The sequence below is a fragment of the Streptomyces sp. NPDC088354 genome (genome assembly GCF_044753585.1).
Lineage (GTDB): Bacteria > Actinomycetota > Actinomycetes > Streptomycetales > Streptomycetaceae > Actinacidiphila.
This window is the reverse complement of sequence record NZ_JBIVNJ010000003.1, coordinates 145540-168474: the sequence shown is the minus strand read 5'-3', so window position 1 is coordinate 168474 and position 22935 is coordinate 145540. Positions and strand designations below refer to the sequence as shown.

General features: G+C 72.5%; 19 protein-coding genes and 1 pseudogene. 7 read left to right on the top strand and 13 right to left on the bottom strand.

Annotated elements, in window-relative coordinates:
* Nucleotides 1–41 precede the first annotated feature (41 nt).
* Nucleotides 42–917, bottom strand: a complete 876-nt coding sequence (locus ACIP98_RS06980; protein ID WP_319658195.1) for a hypothetical protein — start codon at nt 915–917, stop codon at nt 42–44.
* A 128-nt stretch (nt 918–1045) separates the two neighbouring features.
* Nucleotides 1046–1822: pseudogene (locus tag ACIP98_RS06975) on the bottom strand (phospholipid scramblase-related protein).
* A gap of 334 nt (nt 1823–2156) precedes the next feature.
* Between ACIP98_RS06975 and ACIP98_RS06970 the strand changes: the two are divergent.
* Both ACIP98_RS06970 and ACIP98_RS06965 read left to right on the top strand, forming a co-directional pair.
* The gene (locus ACIP98_RS06970; protein ID WP_401974141.1) at nt 2157–5624 is read left to right on the top strand and encodes a phosphodiester glycosidase family protein; all 3468 of its coding nucleotides are present in this window, start codon (nt 2157–2159) and stop codon (nt 5622–5624) included.
* A gap of 156 nt (nt 5625–5780) precedes the next feature.
* Nucleotides 5781–6458 carry a uracil-DNA glycosylase gene (locus ACIP98_RS06965; RefSeq protein ID WP_319658198.1) on the top strand — a complete coding sequence of 226 codons (678 nt, stop codon included), beginning with the start codon at nt 5781–5783 and terminating at the stop codon, nt 6456–6458.
* A 37-nt stretch (nt 6459–6495) separates the two neighbouring features.
* Here the strand turns inward: ACIP98_RS06965 and ACIP98_RS06960 are convergent, their stop codons facing one another.
* The 3 genes from ACIP98_RS06960 to ACIP98_RS06950 all read right to left on the bottom strand — a co-directional run bounded on the left by ACIP98_RS06960 (nt 6496) and on the right by ACIP98_RS06950 (nt 10076).
* A complete protein-coding gene (locus tag ACIP98_RS06960) occupies nt 6496–7845 on the bottom strand; it encodes a nucleobase:cation symporter-2 family protein (protein WP_319658199.1) in 1350 nt (449 codons plus the stop codon).
* Nucleotides 7846–7954: 109 nt separating this feature from the next.
* The gene (locus tag ACIP98_RS06955) at nt 7955–9304 is read right to left on the bottom strand and encodes an FAD-dependent oxidoreductase (RefSeq protein ID WP_319658200.1); all 1350 of its coding nucleotides are present in this window, start codon (nt 9302–9304) and stop codon (nt 7955–7957) included.
* Nucleotides 9305–9413: 109 nt separating this feature from the next.
* Nucleotides 9414–10076, bottom strand: a complete 663-nt coding sequence (locus ACIP98_RS06950) for a DUF305 domain-containing protein (RefSeq protein ID WP_319658201.1) — start codon at nt 10074–10076, stop codon at nt 9414–9416.
* Nucleotides 10077–10159: 83 nt separating this feature from the next.
* Here ACIP98_RS06950 and ACIP98_RS06945 point away from each other — a divergent pair, with 83 nt between their 5' ends.
* A complete protein-coding gene (locus tag ACIP98_RS06945; RefSeq protein WP_401974138.1) occupies nt 10160–11572 on the top strand; it encodes an LVIVD repeat-containing protein in 1413 nt (470 codons plus the stop codon).
* On the opposite strand, the gene ACIP98_RS06940 is transcribed toward ACIP98_RS06945, so the two are convergent.
* From ACIP98_RS06940 to ACIP98_RS06910, 7 genes are all read right to left on the bottom strand, one after another.
* On the bottom strand, nt 11563–12210 hold the full coding sequence (locus tag ACIP98_RS06940) for a helix-turn-helix domain-containing protein (protein WP_319658202.1): 648 nt from the start codon (nt 12208–12210) through the stop codon (nt 11563–11565). The two genes, ACIP98_RS06945 and ACIP98_RS06940, sit on opposite strands and share 10 nt — an antisense overlap.
* Nucleotides 12211–12347: 137 nt before the next feature.
* The gene (locus ACIP98_RS06935) at nt 12348–13052 is read right to left on the bottom strand and encodes an HAD-IA family hydrolase (protein WP_319658203.1); all 705 of its coding nucleotides are present in this window, start codon (nt 13050–13052) and stop codon (nt 12348–12350) included.
* Between the two features lie 96 nt (nt 13053–13148).
* Nucleotides 13149–13559, bottom strand: coding sequence for an ester cyclase (locus ACIP98_RS06930; RefSeq protein WP_319658204.1), 411 nt, complete (start codon nt 13557–13559; stop codon nt 13149–13151).
* Between the two features lie 102 nt (nt 13560–13661).
* Complete coding sequence (locus tag ACIP98_RS06925; protein WP_401974135.1) at nt 13662–14375, bottom strand: phosphatase PAP2 family protein; 714 nt, start codon at nt 14373–14375, stop codon at nt 13662–13664.
* Between the two features lie 10 nt (nt 14376–14385).
* Nucleotides 14386–15324, bottom strand: a complete 939-nt coding sequence (locus tag ACIP98_RS06920) for a M56 family metallopeptidase (RefSeq protein WP_319658206.1) — start codon at nt 15322–15324, stop codon at nt 14386–14388.
* 74 nt (nt 15325–15398) lie between these two features.
* The gene (locus ACIP98_RS06915) at nt 15399–15986 is read right to left on the bottom strand and encodes a DUF5134 domain-containing protein (RefSeq protein WP_401974133.1); all 588 of its coding nucleotides are present in this window, start codon (nt 15984–15986) and stop codon (nt 15399–15401) included.
* A gap of 92 nt (nt 15987–16078) precedes the next feature.
* A complete protein-coding gene (locus tag ACIP98_RS06910) occupies nt 16079–17017 on the bottom strand; it encodes a DMT family transporter (RefSeq protein ID WP_401974131.1) in 939 nt (312 codons plus the stop codon).
* On the opposite strand from ACIP98_RS06910, the gene ACIP98_RS06905 reads away from it, so the two are divergent.
* The gene (locus ACIP98_RS06905; RefSeq protein ID WP_401974129.1) at nt 17016–18473 is read left to right on the top strand and encodes a PLP-dependent aminotransferase family protein; all 1458 of its coding nucleotides are present in this window, start codon (nt 17016–17018) and stop codon (nt 18471–18473) included. The two genes, ACIP98_RS06910 and ACIP98_RS06905, sit on opposite strands and share 2 nt — an antisense overlap.
* A 15-nt stretch (nt 18474–18488) precedes the next feature.
* On the opposite strand, the gene ACIP98_RS06900 is transcribed toward ACIP98_RS06905, so the two are convergent.
* Nucleotides 18489–19097 carry a DJ-1/PfpI family protein gene (locus ACIP98_RS06900; protein WP_319658210.1) on the bottom strand — a complete coding sequence of 203 codons (609 nt, stop codon included), beginning with the start codon at nt 19095–19097 and terminating at the stop codon, nt 18489–18491.
* Between the two features lie 378 nt (nt 19098–19475).
* Between ACIP98_RS06900 and ACIP98_RS06895 the strand changes: the two genes are divergently transcribed.
* The 3 genes from ACIP98_RS06895 to ACIP98_RS06885 are packed head-to-tail and all read left to right on the top strand — an operon-like array spanning nt 19476 to nt 22880.
* Nucleotides 19476–20426: a 3-hydroxyacyl-CoA dehydrogenase NAD-binding domain-containing protein gene (locus tag ACIP98_RS06895; RefSeq protein ID WP_401974127.1), complete on the top strand. Its 951-nt coding sequence runs from the start codon at nt 19476–19478 to the stop codon at nt 20424–20426.
* 1 nt (nt 20427) lies between these two features.
* Nucleotides 20428–21642 carry an acyl-CoA dehydrogenase family protein gene (locus ACIP98_RS06890; protein WP_319658212.1) on the top strand — a complete coding sequence of 405 codons (1215 nt, stop codon included), beginning with the start codon at nt 20428–20430 and terminating at the stop codon, nt 21640–21642.
* Between the two features lie 5 nt (nt 21643–21647).
* Nucleotides 21648–22880, top strand: coding sequence for a CaiB/BaiF CoA transferase family protein (locus ACIP98_RS06885; protein WP_401974125.1), 1233 nt, complete (start codon nt 21648–21650; stop codon nt 22878–22880).
* Nucleotides 22881–22935 lie beyond the last annotated feature (55 nt).

Here is a 22935-nt window from a genome sequence, read left to right as displayed (position 1 = left end):
CGGGGCCGCACCACCACGCCGTCGTCGTACGGGGTGTGCCGTCAGGGCATCGGGGCGCCCTCCGGCGACTGGGGGATGCCCAGCGCGGTCGTGTACTTGGCGACCACGAGCTTGCCGATCGCCGGGTAGGGGCCGAGCGCGTCGGCGGCCGAGCAGCCGGCCTCCTTGCCCGCGTCGTGCAGCACCTCGGGGGCGACCTCCGGGCCGACCACGTACGGCGCCAGGGCCAGGGTCAGCGAACCGGAGGAACGCAGCTGGTCGGCGGCCTCGGCGATCGAGCCCTCGATGTCCAGCGCGGCGGGCAGCACCGGCACGGCGAGCCGCGCGGCGAGCAGCAGACCGGTCACGCCGGCGGCCTGGACCGCCTCCTCGCCGCCCACGGTGGCCAGGATGATGCCGTCGGCAGCCGTGGCGACCGTGAACAGCCGGGCACGGTCGGCACGTGCCAGACCGGCCTCCGACAGCCGCACGTGCAGTGCCTCCGCGAGCAGCGGGTGCGGGCCGAGCACATCGGTGACCTCGGCCGCGGAGCGGCTGTCCATCACGGCCTGCCGCAGCCGGCGCATCACCGAAGGCTCGGGCCCCGCCAGCAGCGGCACCACGATCGCCGCGGGGGAGTCCTCACCGCGCTCGGCGGCGGCCTGGGTCAGCACGGACTCCAGCGAGGGGTACTCCTCGCCGTCACCGTCGACGTAGCCGACGCGGGGGTCGAGACCGGCCAGCTCGATACGCGCGATGCTGACGATCTCCTCGGCCAGGCTGCGTATCGCGGGGGAAGGCGTACCGGGCACGGCAAGGACCAGCGCGGGGGCGCCCTCGGGCGTGGTCAGCGTTTCCGGTCGCCGGTGCCGCCCGGGCTGGCGGGGGCGCGGCATTCGAACGGGCAGGCCGGGTGCGGGGCCTTCGGCAGTGCTCATGGCGAGGCATGCTAGTGCCTTTGCGCGCGCTGTTGTTCGGGCGGGTCCTTCGCAGGGGTTACCTGTCCGGTTCTGTCCCGATACGGCGCCGGGTCCGCGCGGCCCCGGCGCCCTACCGCGGGCCTGTCTCAGCCCAGTCCGCGCGAGTCCTGCTTCAGGGCGGTGTCGACGGTGAGCGCCGAGGCTACGACCATGCTGAGCAGCGGTTCCTCCAGCGGGCGGTGGATCTGCAGCACGTAGTTGTCGGCCGTGGTGAACATCGTCTTGGCCAGGCCCTCCCACGTCTTGGTGATGCGGGCCACCTCGGTCCCGGTGTGGTCGACGATCGCGAAGTTCCAGGCCCGCCAGTTCTCCGCCTTGATGGCGCCGATCTGCTGACCGTTCACCTCGAACGCGAAGTTGATCTTGCCGATCGCGTTCTGCTGGACGATCTCGCCGAGCGTCGTGCCGTCCGGGCGTTGTACGACGACCTTCGACTTGATGAACTTCGCCGGGCGGGTCAGCAGCAACTGCGGCTGCCCGTGCGCGTCCCGCACCTCCAGGCGGACCGACAGGAACTGGTCGACGCTGGAGACGAAGCGCAGCACCTTGCGTGCGGTGCTCCGGCCGACCTCGATCACCGAGCCGAGTTGGCCGCCGTTCTGGTCGAAGACGCTGTACTCGTTGTTCGGCTCGATGAGTTAGGCCTTCTGCTTGACCACGAGGACCGGCTCGCCGAACAGCGTGCCACCGCCCGCGGCGCCCGGGGCCAGGCCCGCCTGCCGCTGCACCTGGCGCTGGATGCGCGAGGGGTCGTGGCTGCCGTCGACGCCCAGCTCCCAGGGGTTCTCCTTGGTGGACGGCGGGGGCGTTTGGCCCGCGTGGGTGTGCTCCGTCCACTGGGACCCGTCCCAGTGGCGCAGCAGGTTCTGAGTGCCGTGCGGGTCCGTGTATCAGCCCGCCGGGGTGTTCGATTGCGTCGTCACCCGGGCAGGGTAACGGCTGCCACCGACAGTGCAGGTTGCCGGTCCACCGGATCGATGACGCCCGTGCCCGGAGGCGGTGGCCGCGATTCTGGCGAGGCGTCAGTTGTGGAGCCCTGCACGCAAGGTCACAGCCAGGGTTCACTGGCCGATGGTGAAGACGTCATGTGCGCTCTTCACTGGATCTCTCTAATCGGGTGCGCACCCGTGATCGACATGGGTGCAGCGGAGGCGCTGCCTCCGTGTCCTCTCCCGACCCGAGGTTTCCATGAATCTGATGGTCACGAACCATCGGCGTGCAAGGTCACTGCTCGTGGTGCTCGCCACGGCGACCGCGCTGGCGGCCGCTCCGGCCGTGGCGTACGCGGACAGCAGCCGGCCGGCGCCCGTCACCGGCGGTATCCCGCTGGTCAACACGTCAGAGAAGATCGGTCCGGGGATCGGCCTGCAGCACGTCAAGGCGGTCGACCAGAAGGGTTGGTACGACGCGCAGTTCCTGACCGTGGACCTGTCCAACAGCGCGGTCGGCACGGACCTGCTGAGCTCCGGACCGGTCGCGTCCGGCGGGCCGCTCAGCGAGGCCGTCAACAAGGCCGGCGCCGTCGCGGGCGTCAACGGCGACTTCTTCGACATCGGCAACTCCAACGCGGCGCTCGGCGGCGAGATCCAGAACGGGCAGCTCGTCAAGACCGCCGACATCTCCGGCGGCCGCAAGCACGTCGGCGTCAGCAAGGACGGCGTCGCCCAGCTGGTGGACCTCACGGTCGACACGACGGCGAAGTTCGCGGGCGCGGACCACAAGGTCTCGTCGATCAACGCCGCGAACGTCGGCGGCATCCCCGCCGACGGCATGGTCGCGTTCACGCCCGCGTGGGGCACCTACAGCCGCAACAGCGGCCTGACGGGCGTCGCCAACGACCAGATCGCCGAGGTCCTGGTGAAGGACGGCGCGGTCGTGTCGGTCACCCCCAGCGGTCCCGCGGGCTCCGGCGCGATCCCGGACGGCGGCTTCGTGCTCGTCGGGCGCGGCGCCGCGGCGTCCGCGATCCGCGCGCTCCAGCCCGGCGACCCGGCGACGCTCAGCCACTCGCTCGCCGACAACGTTGCCAAGACGATGCAGTTCGCGATCGGCCACGGCGGCACCATCGTCTCCGGCGGCCAGCCCGTCAAGGGCCTCGACACCTCGATCGCCCCGCGCACCGCGCTCGGCTTCAAGGACGGCGGCAAGACGCTCGTCCTGGCCACCTGGGACGGCCCCGGCGGCACCGGCAAGGGCGGCATCGGGATCGACAAGGAAGCGCGCGACCTCGCCGCGATGGGCGTGGAGACCGCGGTCAACCTCGACGGCGGCGGCTCGTCCACCATGGTCGCCCGCGGCCTCGGCGACGACGACGCCACCGTCCGCAACGTCCCGTCCGACGGCCACGAGCGCAACGACCCGAACGGTGTCGGCGTGTTCGTCTCCAAGGGCGACGGCCGGTTGCACCAGCTCCTCGTCAAGCCCGCTCCCGGCGCGGCGTCGGCCGACGGTGACGTGAAGGTCTTCCCCGGTCTGCACCGCGCTCTGGCCGCGGAGGGCATCGACAACCACCAGACGCCGGTGACGGTCGACCCCGACTCCGTGCGGTGGTCCTCGCGTGAGGCGACCGTCGACGGCGCCGTGCTCACGGCCCCGCAGGCGCACGGTCCGGTCACGGTGGACGCCGAGGCGGACGGCGTGCAGGGACACGGGACGGTCTCCGTCCTGGGCCCGCTGACCAGCGTGGAGCCGTCCTCCCAGCTGCTGTCGATCGCCGGCGTGACGCCGGACGACGCGACCACCGTCGCCGTGACCGGCCGCGACGCCGAGGGCTACACGGCCCCGATCGAGCCGCAGGACCTGTCGCTGGACTACGACCACGACGTGGTCGGCATCAAGGCCGTGGACGGCAGGCTGCGGATCACCCCGCTCGCCAACGCCAGCACGATCCTGAAGATCACGGCCGGCGGTGTGACCGCGCGGCTGCCGATCACGATCGGTGTGCAGACCAGGACCGTCTACGACTTCGACGACGACGTGCTGGCCCGCTGGCGCAACAACAGCACGGCGGCCACGACGTTCTCCACCGCCCCCGAGGGCCTGCGGATCGACTTCAACGCCATGCGCAACGTCGGCATCACCTCGGCGTCGTCGGCCCAGCGCGTGTCCGTGCCCGGCCAGCCGCTGCGCCTGCGCGTGCGGCTCAAGTCCAGCATCAGCGTGCCCGGCGGCCTGACCTACATCGCCTACACCGACTCCGCCGGCAAGGGCAACGGCAGCTACGGGACGGGCCTGAACGCGAGCAGCGACTGGCAGTACGCCACCTTCCAGGTCCCGGCGGACACGAAGTTCCCGATCGCGATCTCGGGTTTCCAGGGCATCAACACCAGCGTCGCCCAGCAGAAGGCGGGCACGTTCGTCCTGGACCGCATCGAGGCCGACGTCCCCACCTCGATCGACCTTCCCGCGCAGCCGGACCTGCGGCCCGACGCGCTGGTCTCGGACGACGGGTCGCTGCTCAAGGGCAGCAGCACCTGGCAGTTCGCGACGCTCTCGGACGTGCAGTTCACCGCCGACAACCCGGCGCTGACCCAGGTCGCCACGGCCGCCATCCAGCGGATCCGGACGACCCACCCCGACCTGCTGGTCCTCAACGGTGACATCACCGACCGCGGCCTGCCGCAGGACCTCACCCTGGCCCGGCAGGTGCTCACCGACGCCGGCTGCGACCTGATCCCGGTCGGCCAGGAGCCCGCCCCCGACAGCACCCCGGACCCGAACGCCGGCTCCATCCCCTGCTACTACGTGCCCGGCAACCACGAGTCCTACGGCCTGAACAACGTCCAGCAGGACTTGACCAACTTCACCGCCGAGTTCGGCAGGCCCTACCGCACCTTCGACCACAAGGGCACCCGCTTCATCCTGCTCGCCAGCTCCGTCGGCTCGCTGCGCGGCACCGCCTGGGACCAGCTCCCGATGCTCCGGCAGGCCCTGGCCGACGCCAAGGACGACACGTCCGTCGACAACGTCGCGGTCTTCGCCCACCACCCGGTGGACGACCCGGCCGAGACCAAGTCCAGCCAGCTCGGCGACCGTGACGAGGCGGCGCTCATCGAGCACCTGCTGACCGACTTCCGCGACGACTCCGGCAAGGGCGCCGTCATGGTCGGCTCGCACGCCCAGATCGCCGACGTCCACCACCTGGAGGGCGTCCCCTACATGGTGCTGCCCTCCTCGGGCAAGGACCCCTACGGCACCCCCGACCGCGGCGGCTTCACCGGCTGGGTCGACTGGTCCGTCGACTCCCACCGCAACGCCCGCCAGCAGTGGCTCCAGGCCGATGTGCGGGCCTTCGCCCAGTCCATCACCCTGAACACCCCCGAGTCGGTCGAGGCGGGCCGGACCGCGCAGCTCTCCGGCAGCATCGTGCAGCCGCAGGGTGTGGGCAACGGCTCGCGGGTGGTCCCGCTGCGGTACCCGATGTCGGTCCACTGGAGCGGCTCGTCGAACCTGGCGATCGGCACCGGCAAGGACGCCGTCGACGACGCCCGCCGCAAGGGCAAGGTCGCGATCCTCGACCCGCGGACCCGGGTGCTGACCGCGCTGAAGGCCGGCTCGGTGACCGTCACCGTGACGAACGACTCGATGCGTGCCTACACCGACGGCGCCTCACTCGCGCCGGTCACGACCTCCAAGACCGTCCAGGTCGTGCCCGCGCAGGGCTGAACGGCCGACTGACACGCCGTCCGGCGTGACCGAGGGCGAGCACGCACCCCGTGCTCGCCCTCAGTGCCGCCCGGCCACGCGGATCCGGTCGCCGTTGCCCGCGGGGGTCTTGCCGCTGGTGGGAGGGAGGGTCTGTGGGCCGGTAGGGTGACGGCCGTGGCAGCACGACCATTGAGTGAACTTGTCGAGCCCAGGTGGGCCGAAGCCCTCGCGCCCGTGGCCGAACGCATCGCGGCGATGGGCGACTTCCTGCGGGCGGAGATCGCGGCGGGCAGGACCTACCTGCCGGCGGGACAGCATGTCCTGCGGGCGTTCCAGCAGCCCTTCGACGAGGTGCGGGTGCTGATCGTCGGGCAGGACCCCTATCCCACGCCGGGGATGGCGATCGGGCACAGCTTCGCCGTGGCCGCGGAGGTGCGTTCACTGCCCGGAAGCCTGGAGAACATCTACCGGGAACTGCAGTCCGACCTCGGCCTGCCCCGGCCGTCGAACGGCGATCTGACGCCGTGGACCCGGCAGGGAGTGCTGCTGCTCAACAGGGCGTTGACCACGGCACCCCGCAGCCCCGGTGCGCATCGCGGCAAGGGCTGGGAGGAAGTGACCGAACAGGCCATTCGCGCCCTGGCCGCGCGAGGCAAGCCCCTGGTGTCGATCCTCTGGGGCCGGGACGCCCGGAACGCCCGCCCTCTGCTGGGGAATCTGCCGGCCGTCGAGTCGGCGCATCCCTCCCCGATGTCGGCGGATCGCGGGTTCTTCGGCTCGCGGCCCTTCAGCCGGGCCAATGACCTGCTGCTCCAGCAGGGCGCGCAGCCGGTCGACTGGCAGCTCCCCTAGAAGCGGCGACCCGGCCGCGGAGCCCGCGTCCGGCGGCCTACGCGCCGTGTTCCCCGGGCTCCCCGGCCGCGCGCCCGCTGCCGCCGGCCGGCAGGTGGTTGAAGAGCAGGTTGAGCGCGATCGCGGTGACGCAGCCCGCGCTGATGCCGCTGTCCATGACCGTCCGGAACCAGTCGGGGAACCTCTCGTACACCGTGGGCACGCCCACCGGCAGCAGCCCGACCCCCAGCGACACCGCGACGACCATCAGGTTGGCGGTGCCGTGGAAGTCCACACCGGCCAGCGTGCGCAGTCCGCTCGCGGCCACCGTGCCGAACATGACCAGTCCGGCGCCGCCCAGCACCGGTGCCGGGATCGCGGCGACCACCGCGCCCAGCTTCGGCAGCAGCCCGAGCAGGACCAGGATGCCGCCCGCCGTGGCCACCACCCATCGGCTGCGCACCCGGGTCAGTCCCACCAGGCCCACGTTCTGCGCGTAGGCGGTGTACGGGAAGGTGTTGAAGATCCCGCCCAGCACGGTGGAGACGCCGTCCGCGCGCAGTCCGTCCGCGAGCCGGCCGGGCTCGGCCCTGCGGCCGGTGAGTTCGCCGACGGCGATGATGTCCCCGGTCGTCTCGGTCATCGTCACGAGCGCGACCACGAGCATGGAGACCACGGCGGCGCCCTGGAAGGTCGGGGTGCCGAAGTGGAACGGGGTGCTGATCCCGAGCCAGTCCGCGTCGCGGACCGCGCCGAAGTCGGTGAAGCCGAGCGGCACGGCCGCCGCCGTGCCGGCGGCGATGCCGGCGAGCACGGCGACCCGCGCGAGCACATCCGGTGCGAAACGCTGGATCAGCAGGATCGCGAGCAGCACGGCGGCCGCCAGGGCGATGTTGCGCGGCGCGCCGAAGTCGGCCGAACCGGCCCCGCCCGCCACCCAGTTGCCCGCCACCGGCAGCAGGCTCAGCCCGATGACCAGGATCACGGTGCCGGTCACCACGGGCGGGAAGAAGCGCAGCAGCCGTCCGAAGACGGGGGCCAGCAGGACCATCGCCAGCCCCGCGACGATCACCGAGCCGTAGATGGCGGGCAGTCCGCCGTCCTGGCCGATCAGCACCATGGGGGAGACCGCGGCGAAGGTGCAGCCCTGCATGATCGGCAGCCGTACGCCGAAGCGCCACCAGCCGACGCACTGCAGCAGCGTGGCGATGCCGCAGATCAGCAGGTCCGCCGTGATCAGGTACGCGAGGTCGGCCGGCGACAGCTTCAGCGCGCCGCCCACGATCAGCGGCACCGCGACCGCGCCCGCGTACATCGCCAGCACGTGCTGCAGGCCGAACGCCGCGAGCCGGGCGGGCGGCAGGACCTCGTCGACGGGGTGGACCGGCGGGCGTGACGTCGTCGCCATGGGGGACTCCTCGAACGCGGCGCGAATGAGCGGCTGTGCCGGGTGAACGGCTGCCCGAGACCCTAGGGACCGTAAACAGTTTGTTGATGTCCGGTGTGTTGCGGGGCTGTCACCCGGGGCTCCCGGCCGCGGCCGCCAACAGGCCCGCCCAGTCGGGGATCTTGACGGTCGCCCGGTCAAGTGAGCGGCCGAGCGCCGCCTCCGCGGCCTCGATCGCCTCCCAGCCCGTCCACTCGACCGGATGCTGTCCCGCCGCGCGGAGTCCCTCCAGCGGATCCGCCGGCAGCTCGCCGCGCGCCAGCAGCGCCCCGGCGTCCGCGAGCAGGGCCGTGGCCGTCTCCTTGGCGCACGGCCGGTTGGTGCCGATCACGCCGGTCGGCCCGCGCTTGATCCACCCGGCCACGTACTCGCCCGGCGACCGCCTGCCGTCCCGCAGCACCCGGCCCTCCTCGTTGGGCACGATGCCCAGCGCCTCGTCGAAGGGCAGCCCCTCCATGGCCACCCCCCGGTAGCCGACCGAGCGCAGCACCAGCTGCGCGTCGATGTCCTCGAACGCGCCGCTGCCCCGCACTCCGCCCTGCCCGTCCGGCAGCGTCCGCTCGAAGCGCACGCCCGCCACCTTGTCCTCGCCCAGCAGGGCGGCAGGCCTCAGGAAGAAGCGCAGATGGATGCGGCGCCGGTTCCCGGCGGGCGCGCGCCCGGCCCAGCCGCGCAGCACCTCGACATTGCGCCGGGCCACCGCAGGCAGGGCGTGCGGATCGGCGTACGCGGGATCGAGCGCGAGCTCGTCCTCCCGCACGAGCACGTCCGCGTCGGCCAGGGCGCCCAGTTCGCGCAGCTCCTTGGTGGTGAACTTCGCCTGCGACGGGCCGCGCCTGCCGACCATGTGGACGTCCGTGACCCGGCTCTTCTCCAGCGCGTGCAGCGCCTCCTCCGGGACGTCGGTGCGGCGCAGCTCGGCCGCGCCGCGCGCCAGGATGCGGGCGACGTCCACGGCGACGTTGCCGACGCCGACGACGACGGCGGACCGGGCGCTGAGCAGGAACTCGTCCGGGGCCTCGTCCGGGTGCGCGCTGTACCAGGACACGAAACGCGTCGCGGAGAAGCTGCCGGGCAGGTCCTCGCCGGGGACGCCGAGCCGGCGGTCGGTGGCTGCGCCCACGCAGTAGACCACCGCGTGGTACAGCTCCAGCATGCGTTCGGGGGGCAGACCGGGGGCGCCGGCCGTCACGTTGCCCAGGAAGCGGATCCGCGGGTCCTCCAGGACCCGCCGCAGATTGCCCTGCAGGGACTTGATCTTCTCGTGGTCGGGTGCGACACCGTACCTGACCAGGCCGTACGGGCAGGGGAGCCGGTCCAGGACGTCCACCGCGACCTGGGGCACCGCCTCCTGGCGGGCCAGGGCCTCCGCCGTGTACACCCCGCTGGGACCAGATCCGACGACGGCGATGCGAAGCACAGGCGCCTCCTCCTCGTCGAGGCGACGGCCGGAGCGGCCGGGCACTTCCCAGCATCGCACCGGGCGCCGGCCGGGGCAGGCCGGCGCAGCCGTGTCGCGGCGCGCGATGTCAGGTCAAGGACCTCATCCGGCCGATCTCCGCGCTCTGCTGCGCGATCACCTCGCTCGCCCACTCGCCCACCTGGACGTTGCGTCCCTTGGACAGCACCTCCGTCGCCATGGTCACCGCCCCCTCGTGGTGGGCGATCATCAGCCGGAGGAAGAGCCGGTCGAAGGCCGCGCCCCGGGCGGCGCGCAATTCGGCCAACTGCGCGGGGGTCGCCATGCCCGGCATCGACGCGTGGTGGTGGTCGTGGCCGGCGGCCGGTGACGCGCCGCCGTTCTCCTTGAGCCAGGCGGTCATGGCCTTGATCTCCGGGCCCTGGGCGGCGTCGATCCGGGCGGCCAGGGCGCGCACCTTGGTGCCGGACGCGCGGGTGTCCGCGTACGCGGTCATGACCAGCGCCTGCTCATGGTGGGCGATCATGTTCGCCGTGTAGGACAGGTCCGCTGTGTTGGGGGTGTCGTCCGGTCTGGCCTTGGCTGCCTCGTCCGCGGACAGGGTGGCCGCGTCCTCGCCCGGCCGGCCCGGGGCGATGACCGACGGAGCGGCGGCCTTGGCGTCGTCACCACCCCCGTCGCACCCGCTCAGCGCGAGCGTCGAGGCGGCCAGGGACAACGGAAGCAGCACTAATACTGCACGGCGGGTAGCGAGCACTGCCTCATTGTGCATCTTTTGACGCGGCCATGAAAAGTGCATACTTCGGCTTGGTCGTTTCATCGTTTCATCTTGACCGAACACTTTTGGAGGACGCGGTGACGCGTTTAGGTACTTCCCCCGCCCGCCCCAGACGCCTGGCGGCCCTCGCGGCCGCGGCGGTCATGCTGTTCGGCCTCGCGGCCGCGGCGCCGGCGACCGCCGACGGCGCGATACCCGGCGTCGACGAGGTCGTCACCAGCGCCAACGTCGACCACCTGGTGAACATCCCCAAGCAGTCCCTGGCCGGCTTCAACTCCGACCTCGCCTTCCAGGGCAAGTACGCCTTCGCCGGCAACTACGACGGCTTCGTCGTCTACGACATCAGCCGCCCCAGCAGCCCCAAGGTCGTCAGCCAGGTCCTGTGCCCCGGCTCGCAGAACGACATCTCGGTGTCGGGGAACCTGCTGGTGCTGTCCACGGACTCCTCGCGCTCGGACGACTCCTGCGCGAGTGCGAGCCAGCCCGCCAGCGAGAAGTCCTCCTGGGAGGGCATCAAGGTCTTCGACATCAGCGACAAGGCCAACCCGCGCTACGTCGCCGCCGTCGAGACCAACTGCGGCTCCCACACCCACACGCTGGTGCCGAGCAAGCGCGACCTGTTCGTGTACGTCTCCTCGTACTCGCCCAGCGCGTCCTTCCCGGACTGCCAGCCCCCGCACGACGGCATCTCCGTCGTGAAGATCCCCCGCTCGCACCCCGAGGACGCCGCTCTCGCCGGCTTCCCCGTCCTGTTCCCGGACGGCGGCAACCCCGGCGTCCCGGCCACCGACACCCAGGCGCGGGTGAGCGAGACGACCGGCTGCCACGACATCACGGCCTTCCCCAAGCTGCGGCTCGCCGCGGGCGCCTGCATGGGTGACGGCATCCTGATGGACATCTCCGACCCCGTGCGCCCGAAGGTGATCGACCGGGTCCAGGACAACGTCAACTTCTCGTTCTGGCACTCGGCGACCTTCAACGAGCGCGGCACCAAGGTCGTCTTCACCGACGAGCTCGGCGGTGGCGGCGGCGCCGAGTGCAACGCGCTGATCGGTCCGAAGCGCGGCGCCGACGGCATCTACGACATCGTCCGCAAGCACGGCCATCTGAAGTTCGTCTTCCGCGGCTACTACAAGATCCCGCGCCAGCAGGCGGACACCGAGAACTGCGTCGCCCACAACGGCTCGCTCATCCCGGCCAAGGGCCGCGACATCATGGTCCAGGCCTGGTACCAGGGCGGCGTCTCCGTCTGGGACTTCACCGACTCCTCGCACCCCCGCGAGATCGGCTTCTTCGAGCGCGGCCCGCTGTCCGCCGACACGCTCGCGGTCGGCGGCTCGTGGAGTGCGTACTACTACAACGGCTACATCTACTCGAACGACATCGCCAAGGGCTTCGACGTCCTGCGGATCTCCGACCGGCGCACCGACAGCGCCCGCGGCATCCGGCTCGCCGAGCTCAACGCGCAGTCCCAGCCCGACTACCGCTGAGCGGCGTCAGGCAGTGGCGTGCCGCCGGGTGGCAGCCCTTCGGGGCCACCCGGCGGCACGCCGAGCTCCCAGTCCAGCCCGTAACGACGGAAGAGGTCGCCCCGCAGATGGGGCAGCGGCATCGCCGCACCCGGGATCAGCTGGGCGAAGACCGCGCCCATCAACTGCGCTCGCAGCATGCGGTAGTCGTGCTCGGGGTCGGCGGAGCCCCACGCCTCGACGGTGCCGCGCAGCAGTTCGGCCAGGCGCTGCCGCTCGGTGCACTCGCTGAAACCCGCCGTCTGCAGGATGCCGGCCATGTGAGTGCGCATCAGCACGGGGAACCGCCCCGGCAGTCCCAGCACGCTGTCGATCGCCCGGGCCAGCAGCTCGCGTCCGTCGGCGGAGGCCGGTTGCCGTTCCAGCGCCGCGGACAGCTCGGTGTGCATCAGGCGGTGGGCGGCCGACTGCAGCAACTGGCGCTTGCCCGGAAAGTAGTAGGAGACCAGCCCGCGCGCCGTACCGGCCCGGTCGGCGATGTCGCCGAGGGTGGTGGCCTCGTAGCCGCGCTCCTCGACCAGCTCGACGGTCGCCCGCAGCAGCCGCTCCCGCGAACGGCGCCGCATCTCTTCGTTGACCGACGGTCGCCGAGGGGACATGCTTTACTCCTGCGTTGACTGGCTCCGGGCCAATGTACTCGGAGCCCGGCTCGTGCGGGCGTCGTGCCCCTGCGAGGACGCGGGATCGGGCCGTGACCCGACGGCGCGGGGGACCGCCGGGTCACGGCTCGACCAGGTCACTCGGTGAGCTCCAGCACCGGCAGCAGACCGGCCGGGCGCTGCCGCGCCGGCAGATGGTCGACCAGACGCACCGTGCACCCCAGTGCCGCGGCGCCGCCGTCCGCCCGCCGGTCGTCGCCCACCATGGCGACGCGCTCCGGCGGCAGCCCCAGCGCCTCGCAGGCGATCTCGAACAACCTCGGGTCCGGCTTCTGCACCCCGTGCTCGTAACTCAGCACGAACACGTCCACCAGGCCGTCCAGTCCATGCGCGCGGAAGACCGGGCGCAGGTCCCACCCGATGTTGCTCACCACGGCCACCGGCACCCCGCGCCGCCGCAGCTCACCGAGCACCTCCGCGGTGTCCGGGTAGGGCGTCCAGGCCTCCGGCCGCATGTGCCGCTCGTACAGCGCGTCATAGATGCCGTGGGCGCCGTCCCACGGCAGCCCCGCCTCCCGCGCGAGGCCCGTGTACGCGGCCCTGTGGTGATCGGCCGACAGGTCGCGCTCGCCCCAGGCCTCGGCAAGGTGCGCGGGCACGTGCGCCGGTGCCACACCGCCCGGCAGCGCCCCGACCCGCTCCAGGCGCTCCGCGTACGCCGCCAACTCGCCCTCTTCGAGCGGGATGCCGCGCTCCGCCACGACCGCGCGCAGCCAGCTCTCCGTGGGCTCCACGCGCAGCAGCGTGCCGGAGAAGTCGAACATGAATCCCTTGATGGTCATGCCCGACATCCTCTCCGACCCTGCTCGCGGAGACGTCACGGGGCGGCTGCGCGGGGCCGAACCGCGGCCTGCCGGGCGGTTGCCGTCCCGCGGCGGTCAGTCGACGAGGCCGAGCTGCCGCAGCATGCCGAGTTCGTCGCTGCTGCCCCAGCGTTCGACGAGCTTGCCGTCCTCGACGCGGCTGATCTGCATGCCCCGGTAGCTCACCGTGCGGCCGGTCGGCGGATGCCCCATCAGCTCGCCGAGGTGGGTCCCCGTGACGGTGTAGGCGAAGGCGATCTCGTTGTCGGTGGCGAGTACGTGCTCGACGTCGATGTGCAGATCGGGGAAGGCCGTCCGCATCGCCGCGAACATCTCCTCGTAGCCCTCGGGACCCGGGACCTGCCCCGGCGCCGGGTCGTGGTCGACCGAGGCGGGCGCCACATAGGAGTCGATCTCGTCCAGCCGGCCGTCGTTCACCGCCGAGCCGAAGTGCTCCAGGATGGAGAGGTTGGATTCGCGCGACATGTCGTGCTCCCTGACGTGGGGACCGCGGGCGCCCTCCGACCGAGGCCGTGTGCCCGCCCCTTCCACTCTCCACGGTAGGCGCGAAGGACGCCGCGTGCCGCGTCAGGCGTCCCGTCGTCCCCGAGGTGTCCGCGGCGCCGACGTGCGCCAGGGTTCGCAGAGCGCCGCGGTCCCCGTGAGCACGGCCGCCCCCAGAAGCCAGCCGCCGAGGACGTCGCTGGGCCAGTGGACGCCCAGGTAGATCCGGGTGAGGCCGACCCCGACGACCGAGACCGCGGCCAGGGCCCAGGCGGCGGCCCGCCACGGGGTCCCGGCCCGGGGACAGCGCAGGAGGAACAGCCAGAGCAGGGCGCCGCAGCCGATGGCGGCCGTCATGGCGTGCCCCGACGGGAACGCCGCGTAGGACGCCGTGGCGAGGGGATCGGGCCAGTGGGGCCGGGGGCGCCCCACGGCGGCCTTGACGGCATGCTGGAGGGCCCAGCCCAGGATGCCGCAGACGCCGAGCCACAGCGCCTGCCGCCCGGCCCGCCGCCACACCAGCCACAGCAGGCAGACGGCGAGCAGGGCGCGCATGGTCGCGGGGTCCCAGACGGCGTCCGACAGCACGCGGTTGACCCGCGTCCAGCCGGGGTGAAGGACCCCGAAGGAGTGGAACGCGACGACGATGCGCCGGTCGGCGTCCGTCAGCGGGCCCCACCGACCCGCGGCGAGCGCCAGGAGCAGCAGGAAGACGGCAGCCGTCGCGGCGCAGTACCGCAGGCACACGGCGCGCGGGCCACCGCCCCGGGTGGCGGTGGGGGCGGGTGGGGCGTCCATGCGCCCGAGATTACGTCAGGGCGCCGATCCCGGGGCCGAACGCGACGAGCAGCGGCACGAAGGGGATGAGCAGGGCGCACGCGGAGGCCTGGGCACGGCCGAGCCGGGTCAGCCGCGGCGCCGGGTCGAGCAGCCGGCTGACACGGCCGGGCAGATGGCCGTGCGGGGCGGAACCGGGGCCGAACACCCCGCGGTCCTCGTTGAGTTCGACCAGGGCGAGGGCTGTCGTGAGCCCTCCGAAGCGGCGCGAGGCGATGTCGTCGGCGGCCAGTTCGATCAGGTGGTGCACCTGGTGGCGGAAGCCCGCGAAGACCGGGATCTGCGGGAAGCCGGCCGCAAGCGCGCCCGCGCAGTGCAGGAGTACGTCGTGCCGGGCCCGGGCGTGGCCCTGCTCGTGCGCGAGGACCGCATCGAGCTGACGGCCCTTCAGGCGGCGCAGCGCGCCCGTGGTGATGACCAGTTGGGGCCGCTGCCCGGCCAGCCACCACGCCTCCGGCCGCTCGTCCTCCAGGACGACCAGCCGCTCGCCGGAGGCCGCCGCCTCGCCGGGCAGCCGCGGCGAACGCACGCGCAGTTCGGCGCGCCGCCGACGCTGCCGGGAGCGCGCGGTACGGATCTCGCGGGCCAGCATGGCGCCCGTCCAGGCGCCGCCACAGGCCAGCAGAACGGCCAGGTACCCCGCCCAGGGGCCGTAGTCGGAGAGCCCGTAGGCCTCCACGACCCCGTTCGGCGCGAACGCGAACAGTCCGCCGCGCAGCCAGCCCCACGCGGCGGACGCGCTCAGCGCCATCGCCAGGAAGCAGCACAGGAGCACGGCGCCGACCACGCACTGCCACACCCACAGGGCCAGGACGGGTTCACGCTCAGGCCATCCGGCCCGGGTCAGCAGTCGGGGCGCCGTGGCCGCCGCCGTCACACCGAGCAGCAGCAGCACCAACGGGACCGTCATGGCGCCACACTATGAGGGCCCCACGGCCCCCCGGTACGCCGCCGCGCCCTAAAGTGACGTACGCCTCACGGGCGTCACAGCGTCAGGAGCATGGCGAACATCCCGATCGCCATCGACACCCGGCACGCCGACGCGAGCTCGGGCGCGTGCCGCACCGCGACGGGCCCCGCCGGCCCTGCCGCTCCCGTCCCCGACGCGACCGGAACGGACACCAGGCGCACGCCCCCGGCCAGCACATAGACCGCGAAGTACACCAGCAGCAGTCCGGTCAGCAGGGGCGCGCCCACCGCGCCGTGCCCCGCGTGCGCCGACCCACCGGCGCCCTCCATCGCCGCGGTCATGTAGACCATCGCGACCGCGCCCACCGCGTGGTGCAGATGATGCGCGCTCCGCCGTGCCGGCAGCAGCGATCGCACCGCGGCCGCGCCGAAGACCAGCGCGAGAACGGCGGCCGCCCACGGCGGCTGCTCCAGGACCGACACCGGTACCGCCATCACCGCCATGCCGACGCCCATCAGCGCCTCGGCACGCGCCACGCTCTGTTCCTCACGTTCTTCCCGTGTCGTCCCCGGCCAGCCCGGCCGTGCGCGCACCAGACAGTAGGCGGCGGTGGCCGCTCCCAGCGCCACGAGCAGCCAGGCCACCAGCGGTGGTCCGTGCATGACCCGACCCCCTTCGGCTCCTCACCGGAGGATGCCCCTGCCCGGCGGCGCGAACCCCCGCGCATGGGGGCATAGGGGGGCGCGGCACGGGATCAGCTGCGGGCGCGCTGCGTCACGGCGACGCACACGAGCACCGCCACCGCCGCGGGCGCGGTCAGCGTGCCCAGGTCCTCGCCCAGCAGCGCGGCCGCCCACACCAGCGTCAGCAGCGGCTGCGCCAACTGCAGTTGGCTCGCGCGGGCCACACCGATCGCGGCCATCCCGCGGTACCAGACCATCAGCCCGAGGAACTGCGACACCAGCGACACCCAGACCAGCCCGACCACGGCCCGGGCGTCCGCGTGCGCCGGTTCCGCGGTCAGCGACACCGCGGCCGCGGGCACGGTCAGCGGGAGCGCCCCGACGAGCGCCCAGCCGATCACCTGCCAGCCGGGCATCACGGAGGCCAGCCGGCCGCCCTCCACGTAGCCCGCCGCGCAGACCACCAGCGACGCGAACAGGAAGAGGTCGCCGGTCGTCGGGGCGCCACCGCCCTGCCACAGCGCGAACCCCACCACGACCGCCCCGCCCGCGACGGCCGCGGTCCAGAACAGCGACGAGGGCCGCGCCCCCATGCGCACGGCGGCGAGCGCGGCGGTGACCAGCGGCAGCGCGCCGACCACGACGGCGGCGTGCGAGGTACCGGTGGTGCGCAGCGCCAGCGTCGTCAGCAGCGGGAAGCCGAGCACGACCCCGGCCGCCACGACCGCGAGCCCCGCCCAGTACCGCCGCTCCGGCACCGGCACGCGCGCGACAGCCAGGCACGCACCGGCGACGGCGGCCGCGAGGACGCCCCGGACCGTCGCCGCCGTCCAGGGGCCGAAGCCGGTCAGCGCCCAGTGCGTGGCCGGGAAGGTGAGGGAGAAGGCGGCGACGCCGAGGCCGGCCAGGGCCGTGCCGCCGAGAGCCGTGCGCGCGCCCGGTCCACCCCGCGTTCCGGGTCCGTCGACCGCTATCGGCGTGGGTTCGGTAGCGCTATTGTGTGCTGTCATGAACGACGGTAGCAGTTCGGGGAATCTCGCAGAATCCCTCCGAAGTGAGCTGATCCGCTACTCTCCGGGGGAGAAGCTGCCGTCGAGTCGCGTCCTGGTCGAACGCTTCGGCGTCTCCCCGGTCACGGTCTCCCGCGCCCTCGCCGCCCTCGCCGCGGAAGGACTCGTGGTCACCCGGCCCGGCGCCGGCGCCTACCGCTCGCCCGGACGCACCGGGGACGCCCCGGCCGTCGACACCTCCTGGCAGCAGGTGGCCCTCACGGCCGAGGAGCAGCACGGCGAACCCGCGCCGCGGGTCGTCGACGCCTCCGGGGTCACCACGAGCCTCGCGGTGCCGCCGCCCGGCGTCATCGCCTTCAACGGCGGCTATCTGCACCCCTCGCTCCAGCCCGAGCAGGCACTCGGCGCCGCCCTCGCCCGCGCCGGCCGCCGCCCCGGTGCCTGGGAGCGGCCCCCGCTGGAGGGACTGACCGCGCTGCGCACCTGGTTCGCCCGCGAGACCGGCGGCCCCGGCGGCGACTTCGGCCCCGCCCACGTCCTGGTCACCGCGGGCGGACAGGCCGCGATCACCACCGCCCTGCGGGCCCTCGCACCGCCCGGCGCCCCGGTGCTCGTGGAGTCACCGACCTACCCGGGCGCCCTGGCGGTAGCCCGCGCCGCGGGACTGCGTCCGGTACCGGTGCCCATGGACGACGACGGGGTGCGGCCCGACCTGCTGGCCGAGGCCTTCGCCGCGACCGGCGCCCGGGCCTTCTTCTGCCAGCCGCTGTTCCAGAACCCGACCGGCACCGTGCTCGCCCCCGGCCGGCGCCGCCGCGTCATCGAGATCGCGCACGCCGCCGGAGCCTTCGTCATCGAGGACGACTTCGCGCGCCGCCTCAGCCACGGCGGGCCGCTGCCGCCCCCGCTCGTCGCCGAGGACCCGTACGGCGCGGTCGTCCACGTGACCTCGCTGACCAAGCCGACCGCGCCCAGCCTGCGGGTCGGCGCGCTCGTCGCCCGGGGGCCGGTCATGGAACGCCTGCGCGCGATCCAGGTCGTCGACAGCTTCTTCGTGCCCCGGCCTCTGCAGGAGGCCACCCTCGAACTCGTCGGCGCCCCCGCCTGGCCCCGCCACCTGCGCGCGGTCTCCGCGGGGCTGCGCGAGCGGCGCGACGCGATGCTCGGCGCACTCCACCGCCACCTGCCCGCCCTCGCCGCCGGCGTCCGGGCGCCCAGCGGCGGCTACCAGTTCTGGCTGCGCCTTCCCGACGGCACCGACGAGACCGTGCTGGCCGCCGCCGCGCTCCGCGCGGGCACGGCCGTCGCCCCCGGCCGCCCCTATTTCGCCGCCGAGGCACCGGCCCCGTACGTCCGCCTCAGCTTCGCCGACACCACCGGCACCGACGAGATCGCCGACGGCGTCCGCCGCCTTGCCGCGGCCTGCGCGGAGACCGGCGTCACAACAGGTACCTGAGCCGGTCGCGGGGCGTCAGCTCAGCGCGACCTCGCCCGCGTGGACGGCCCGCAGGGCGCGCTCGACGGTCTCCTGGCTCTCGCCGACCGGGGCCACGTAGCCGATCACCTCGCGTACGGCGTCCTCCCCGAGCGTCCGGTGCATCACCCAGGTGGCGAGGTACTGCGACGCCAGGCAGGCGCCGGCCGTGGCGATGTTCCCCTCGGCGTGGAACGGGGCGTCCAGCACGGTGACATCGAGGGCTTCGACAAAGGGCCGGGTCTTGGGGTCCGTGCACACTGGCATGTCCCCCAGCAGGCCGAGCCGCGCGAGCACCAGCGCACCCGAGCACTGCGCGCCGACCAACTGCCGTGAGGGGTCGAGCGGCAGCAGGGAGAGCAGCCTTTCGTCGGCGGCGACCTCGCGCGCCTTCACGCCGCTGCCGATCAGCACGACGTCGGCCTCGGCCACGAAGTCCATGGGCCGCTGGCCGCTCACCTCGACGCCGTTCATCGACGTGACGACCGGCGTCGGGGTGGTGATGAAGGCTTCCAGACCGTCCTTGCGGCATCGGTTGATCAACGAAGAGGCGATGAAACTGTCGAGTTCGTTGAACCCGTCGAAGGTGACCACGGCTACCTGCATCACAACTCCTCCAGTAGGGCAGATGTCCAGTCTCCCCGGCGCGCTGTCCCCGGGTCGAGGGCCAATCGGCGGTCCGCGGCCCCGTGCGCCCCGGGCAGAATTCCGGCTGCGCGAAGCATTCACGCGGGGCCGGGAATTGTCGCGCGAAAGGGCGCGAGTCAATTCAAGGAAGGTGTCGCCGGGGAAATTCCGGGACGGTGTGACCGCTGCGGTCACGGTGTCGTTTCCGGTTCGATAATTCCGTCCGGCGTTGCCCGCCTTTAGCGTCGGGTGTGAAATGAGAGAGCGCGCAGTGGAGACGGAGAGGGTGGCGGAATCCCGCCGGCCCGGTGTCCGCCCCGGCGCGCCGGCCCTCGACTCCGCGAAGGAGGACGGGCGATGACACGCCCCTTCCGCACCGCCGCCGTGATCGGCGCAGGCACCATCGGACTGTCCTGGACAGCCCTGTTCGCGGCACACGGACTGACCGTCCAGGTCAGCGATCCCCGCCCCGATCTGGAGGACGCGACCGACGAGGCGCTCGCCGAGTTCGCCCCGCACCTGGCTGCCCAGGGCCTGGACACCGACGGTCTCGCCGGCCGCGTGCACCTCGCGGCCGACGTCGCCGAAGCGGTCCGCGACGCGGACGTCGTGCAGGAGAACGGGCCCGAGCGCGTCGGATTCAAAAAGGAATTGTTCGCCCAGCTGATCCGGGAGGCCCCCGGACACGCGCTGTTGCTGAGCTCCTCTTCGGCGATCCCGGCGACCGCGTTCAGCGCGGGGCTGGAGGACGCCGGCCGCGTACTCGTCGGACACCCCTTCAACCCGCCCCATCTGATGCCGCTCGTCGAGGTCGTACCCGGCGAGCGGACCACCGAGGAGGCCGTGCACGCGGCCGTCGACTTCTACACCGCGGTCGGCCGCACCCCCGTCGTCGAACGCCAGGAGATGCCCGGCTTCGTGGGCAACCGGCTGCAGAGCGCGCTCAGCCGCGAGGCCGTCTACCTCGTCCAGCAGGGAGTGATCTCGCCCGAGGACCTGGACACCGTCGTCACCCACTCACTCGGCATCCGCTGGTCCGCGGTGGGGCCGTTCCTCGGCTCTCACCTGGGCGGCGGCCCCGGCGGCTACCGCCACATGAGCGCGCACATCGGCCAATCCATGCAGCAACTGGACCTCGGGCAGCCCTCGCAGGACCCGCAGGACCGGGAGCGCGTCATCGAAGCGGTGGAGAAGGCCTACGCCGCCACGCCGTACACCGAGCTCGCCGAAGCCCGCGACCGCAAGCAACTCGCCGTCCTGGCCGCCCTGGACGACGTCCGCCGCACACAGCACGACAAGGAGAACTGACATGACCACCAACGCCACGCCCCTCACCCAGGTGGACGACCAGTTGGAGGCCGACTTCTACATGTACCAGTCGCTGCTGTCCGGCGAGGAGCTCGAGATCCTGCTCGGGGCCCGCGCGTTCCTGAGCAAGGAGATCAAGCCGCTGGTCAACGAGTACTGGGCCAAGGCCGAGTTCCCCGTCGAGTACATCGAGAAGTTCCGGAGCAGCGGACTGGCCGCGCTGCCCTACGAGGGCTACGGCGAGCACAAGCAGGCCGTCAGCCACCTGCTCAGCGGGATGCTCGCGGTGGAACTCGGCCGCGTCGACGCCTCGACCGCCACCTTCTTCGGCGTCCACAACGGCCTCGGCTTCTACTCCATCTACTACGGCGGCGACCAGGAGCAGCGCGACCGGTTCCTGCCCGCCATGGCCACGATGGAGAAGATCGGCGCGTTCGCGCTGACCGAGCCGCTCGGCGGCTCCGACGTCTCCGGCGGCATGCGCACCACCGCCAGCCGCGAGGGCGACACCTGGGTCATCAACGGGGCCAAGAAGTGGATCGGCAACGCCACCTTCGCCGACTACACCGTGGTCTTCGCCCGTGACGTCGACGACAACAAGGTCAAGGCCTTCGTCGTCGAGAAGGGCACCCCCGGCTTCTCGCCGGCGAAGATCGAGGGCAAGATCGCGCTGCGGATCGTGCAGAACGCGGAGATCACCCTGACCGACTGCCGGGTGCCGGAGGCGAACCGGCTGCACAACATGAAGGGCTTCCGGGACGTCGGCGAGGTCCTGCGCCGGACCCGCGGCGGCGTCGCCTGGCAGTCGCTGGGCGTCATGATCGGCGCCTATGAGCTCGCACTCGAGTACGCCAAGCAGCGCGTCGCCTTCGGCCGCCCGATCGCCGGGTTCCAGCTGATGCAGGACCTCCTGGTCAAGAGCCTGGGCAACATCACCGCCTGCTGGGGCATGCTGGTGCAGCTCGCCCGGCTCCAGGACGGGGGCGTGTACCGCGACGAGCAGTCCGCACTCGCCAAGGAGTACGTCGCGGCCCGTATGCGTGAGGTCGTCTCCTGGTGCCGCGAGCTCTTCGGCGGCAACGGCATCCTCCTCGACTACGACATCGCCCGGTTCTTCACCGACGCCGAGGCCCTCTACTCCTACGAGGGCACCCACCAGATGCAGACCCTCATCGTCGGCAAGTCCATCACCGGCCACAGCGCCTTCGTGGGGTGACCGACATGACCACCGAATCCGTCTTCACCGGCCTGAAGGTCCTCGACGTGGCGACCTACATCGCGGGACCGGCAGCGGCCACCATGCTCTCCGACTTCGGAGCGGACGTCATCAAGATCGAACCCCCGGGAAGGGGCGACCCGCAGCGGCTGCTGAGTTCCGTGCCGCCCAGCCCCGTGGCGCAGGCCAACTACGGCTGGCACCTCGCCAACCGCAACAAGCGCGGCATGGTGGTCGACCTGAAGTCCCCCGCGACCGTGGAGGTGCTCAAGCGCCTCGTCCGGTGGGCCGACGTGGTGATCACCAACTTCCCGCACGGCACACGCGAGAAACTGCACCTCGGTTACGACGAGGTGGCGGGCTGGAACCCGAGGGTCGTCTACGCCGACCTCACCGGCTTCGGGGACGCCGGCCCCGACGCCAGGCAGCCGGGCTTCGACCTGACCGCCTTCTGGTCGCGCAGCGGACTGCTGGCCTCCACCCGGGACGCGGGAGCCCCGCCGACGGTGCCGGTCTGGGGCAGCGGCGACTACACGTCGGCGACGGCGGTCTACGCGGCGATCGCGACCGCCCTGTACCGCCGCGAGCGGACGGGGCAAGGGGCCGACGTCGGGACGTCGCTGCTCGCCACGGGCGTCTGGGCCACCGGAACACTCGTGGCCGGGGCCCTCGCCGCGGGCACGCCGTTCGAGCTGCACGACCGCACCATGCCGGCGAACGCGCTGACCAACCCCTATCGGACGGCCGACGGCCGCTGGTTCATGCTGGCGACCTCGTCCGTGCACTGGCCGGCACTCGCGCGGGCCATCGACCGCCCCGAACTGGCAGAGGACCCCCGTTTCACCGACCTCGAGGGCTTCGCCAAGAACGCCGCCGCGCTGGCCGAACTGCTCGACGACGCGTTCCGCGCACGGCCCTTCGCCGACTGGAAGGAGGCTCTGGCCCGCGAACGCGTCAACTACAGCCTCATCCAGACTCCGGAAGAGGCCGCGCAGGACCCGCAACTGCGCGCGAACGACATCGTCGTGCCGATCGAAGGTGTCACCGGGCTGGACCACACCGTCAACAGCCCCGTCACCCTCCGAGGGGTGCCGAAGGTGCCGGCGAAGCGGGCGCCCGACCTGGGCGAGCACAACGACGAGATCCTCGCGGAGCTGGGCTTCGACACCGCCGAGATCGACGAACTGCGGGCGCGGGGAGCGATCCCCGCCACGGCCGAGGCGCAGCGGGTGCGCTGAGCACGGCGCCGCGGAACACGGCGGCCCCGGGGGGCCGCCGCGCAGCGTTTCCCCG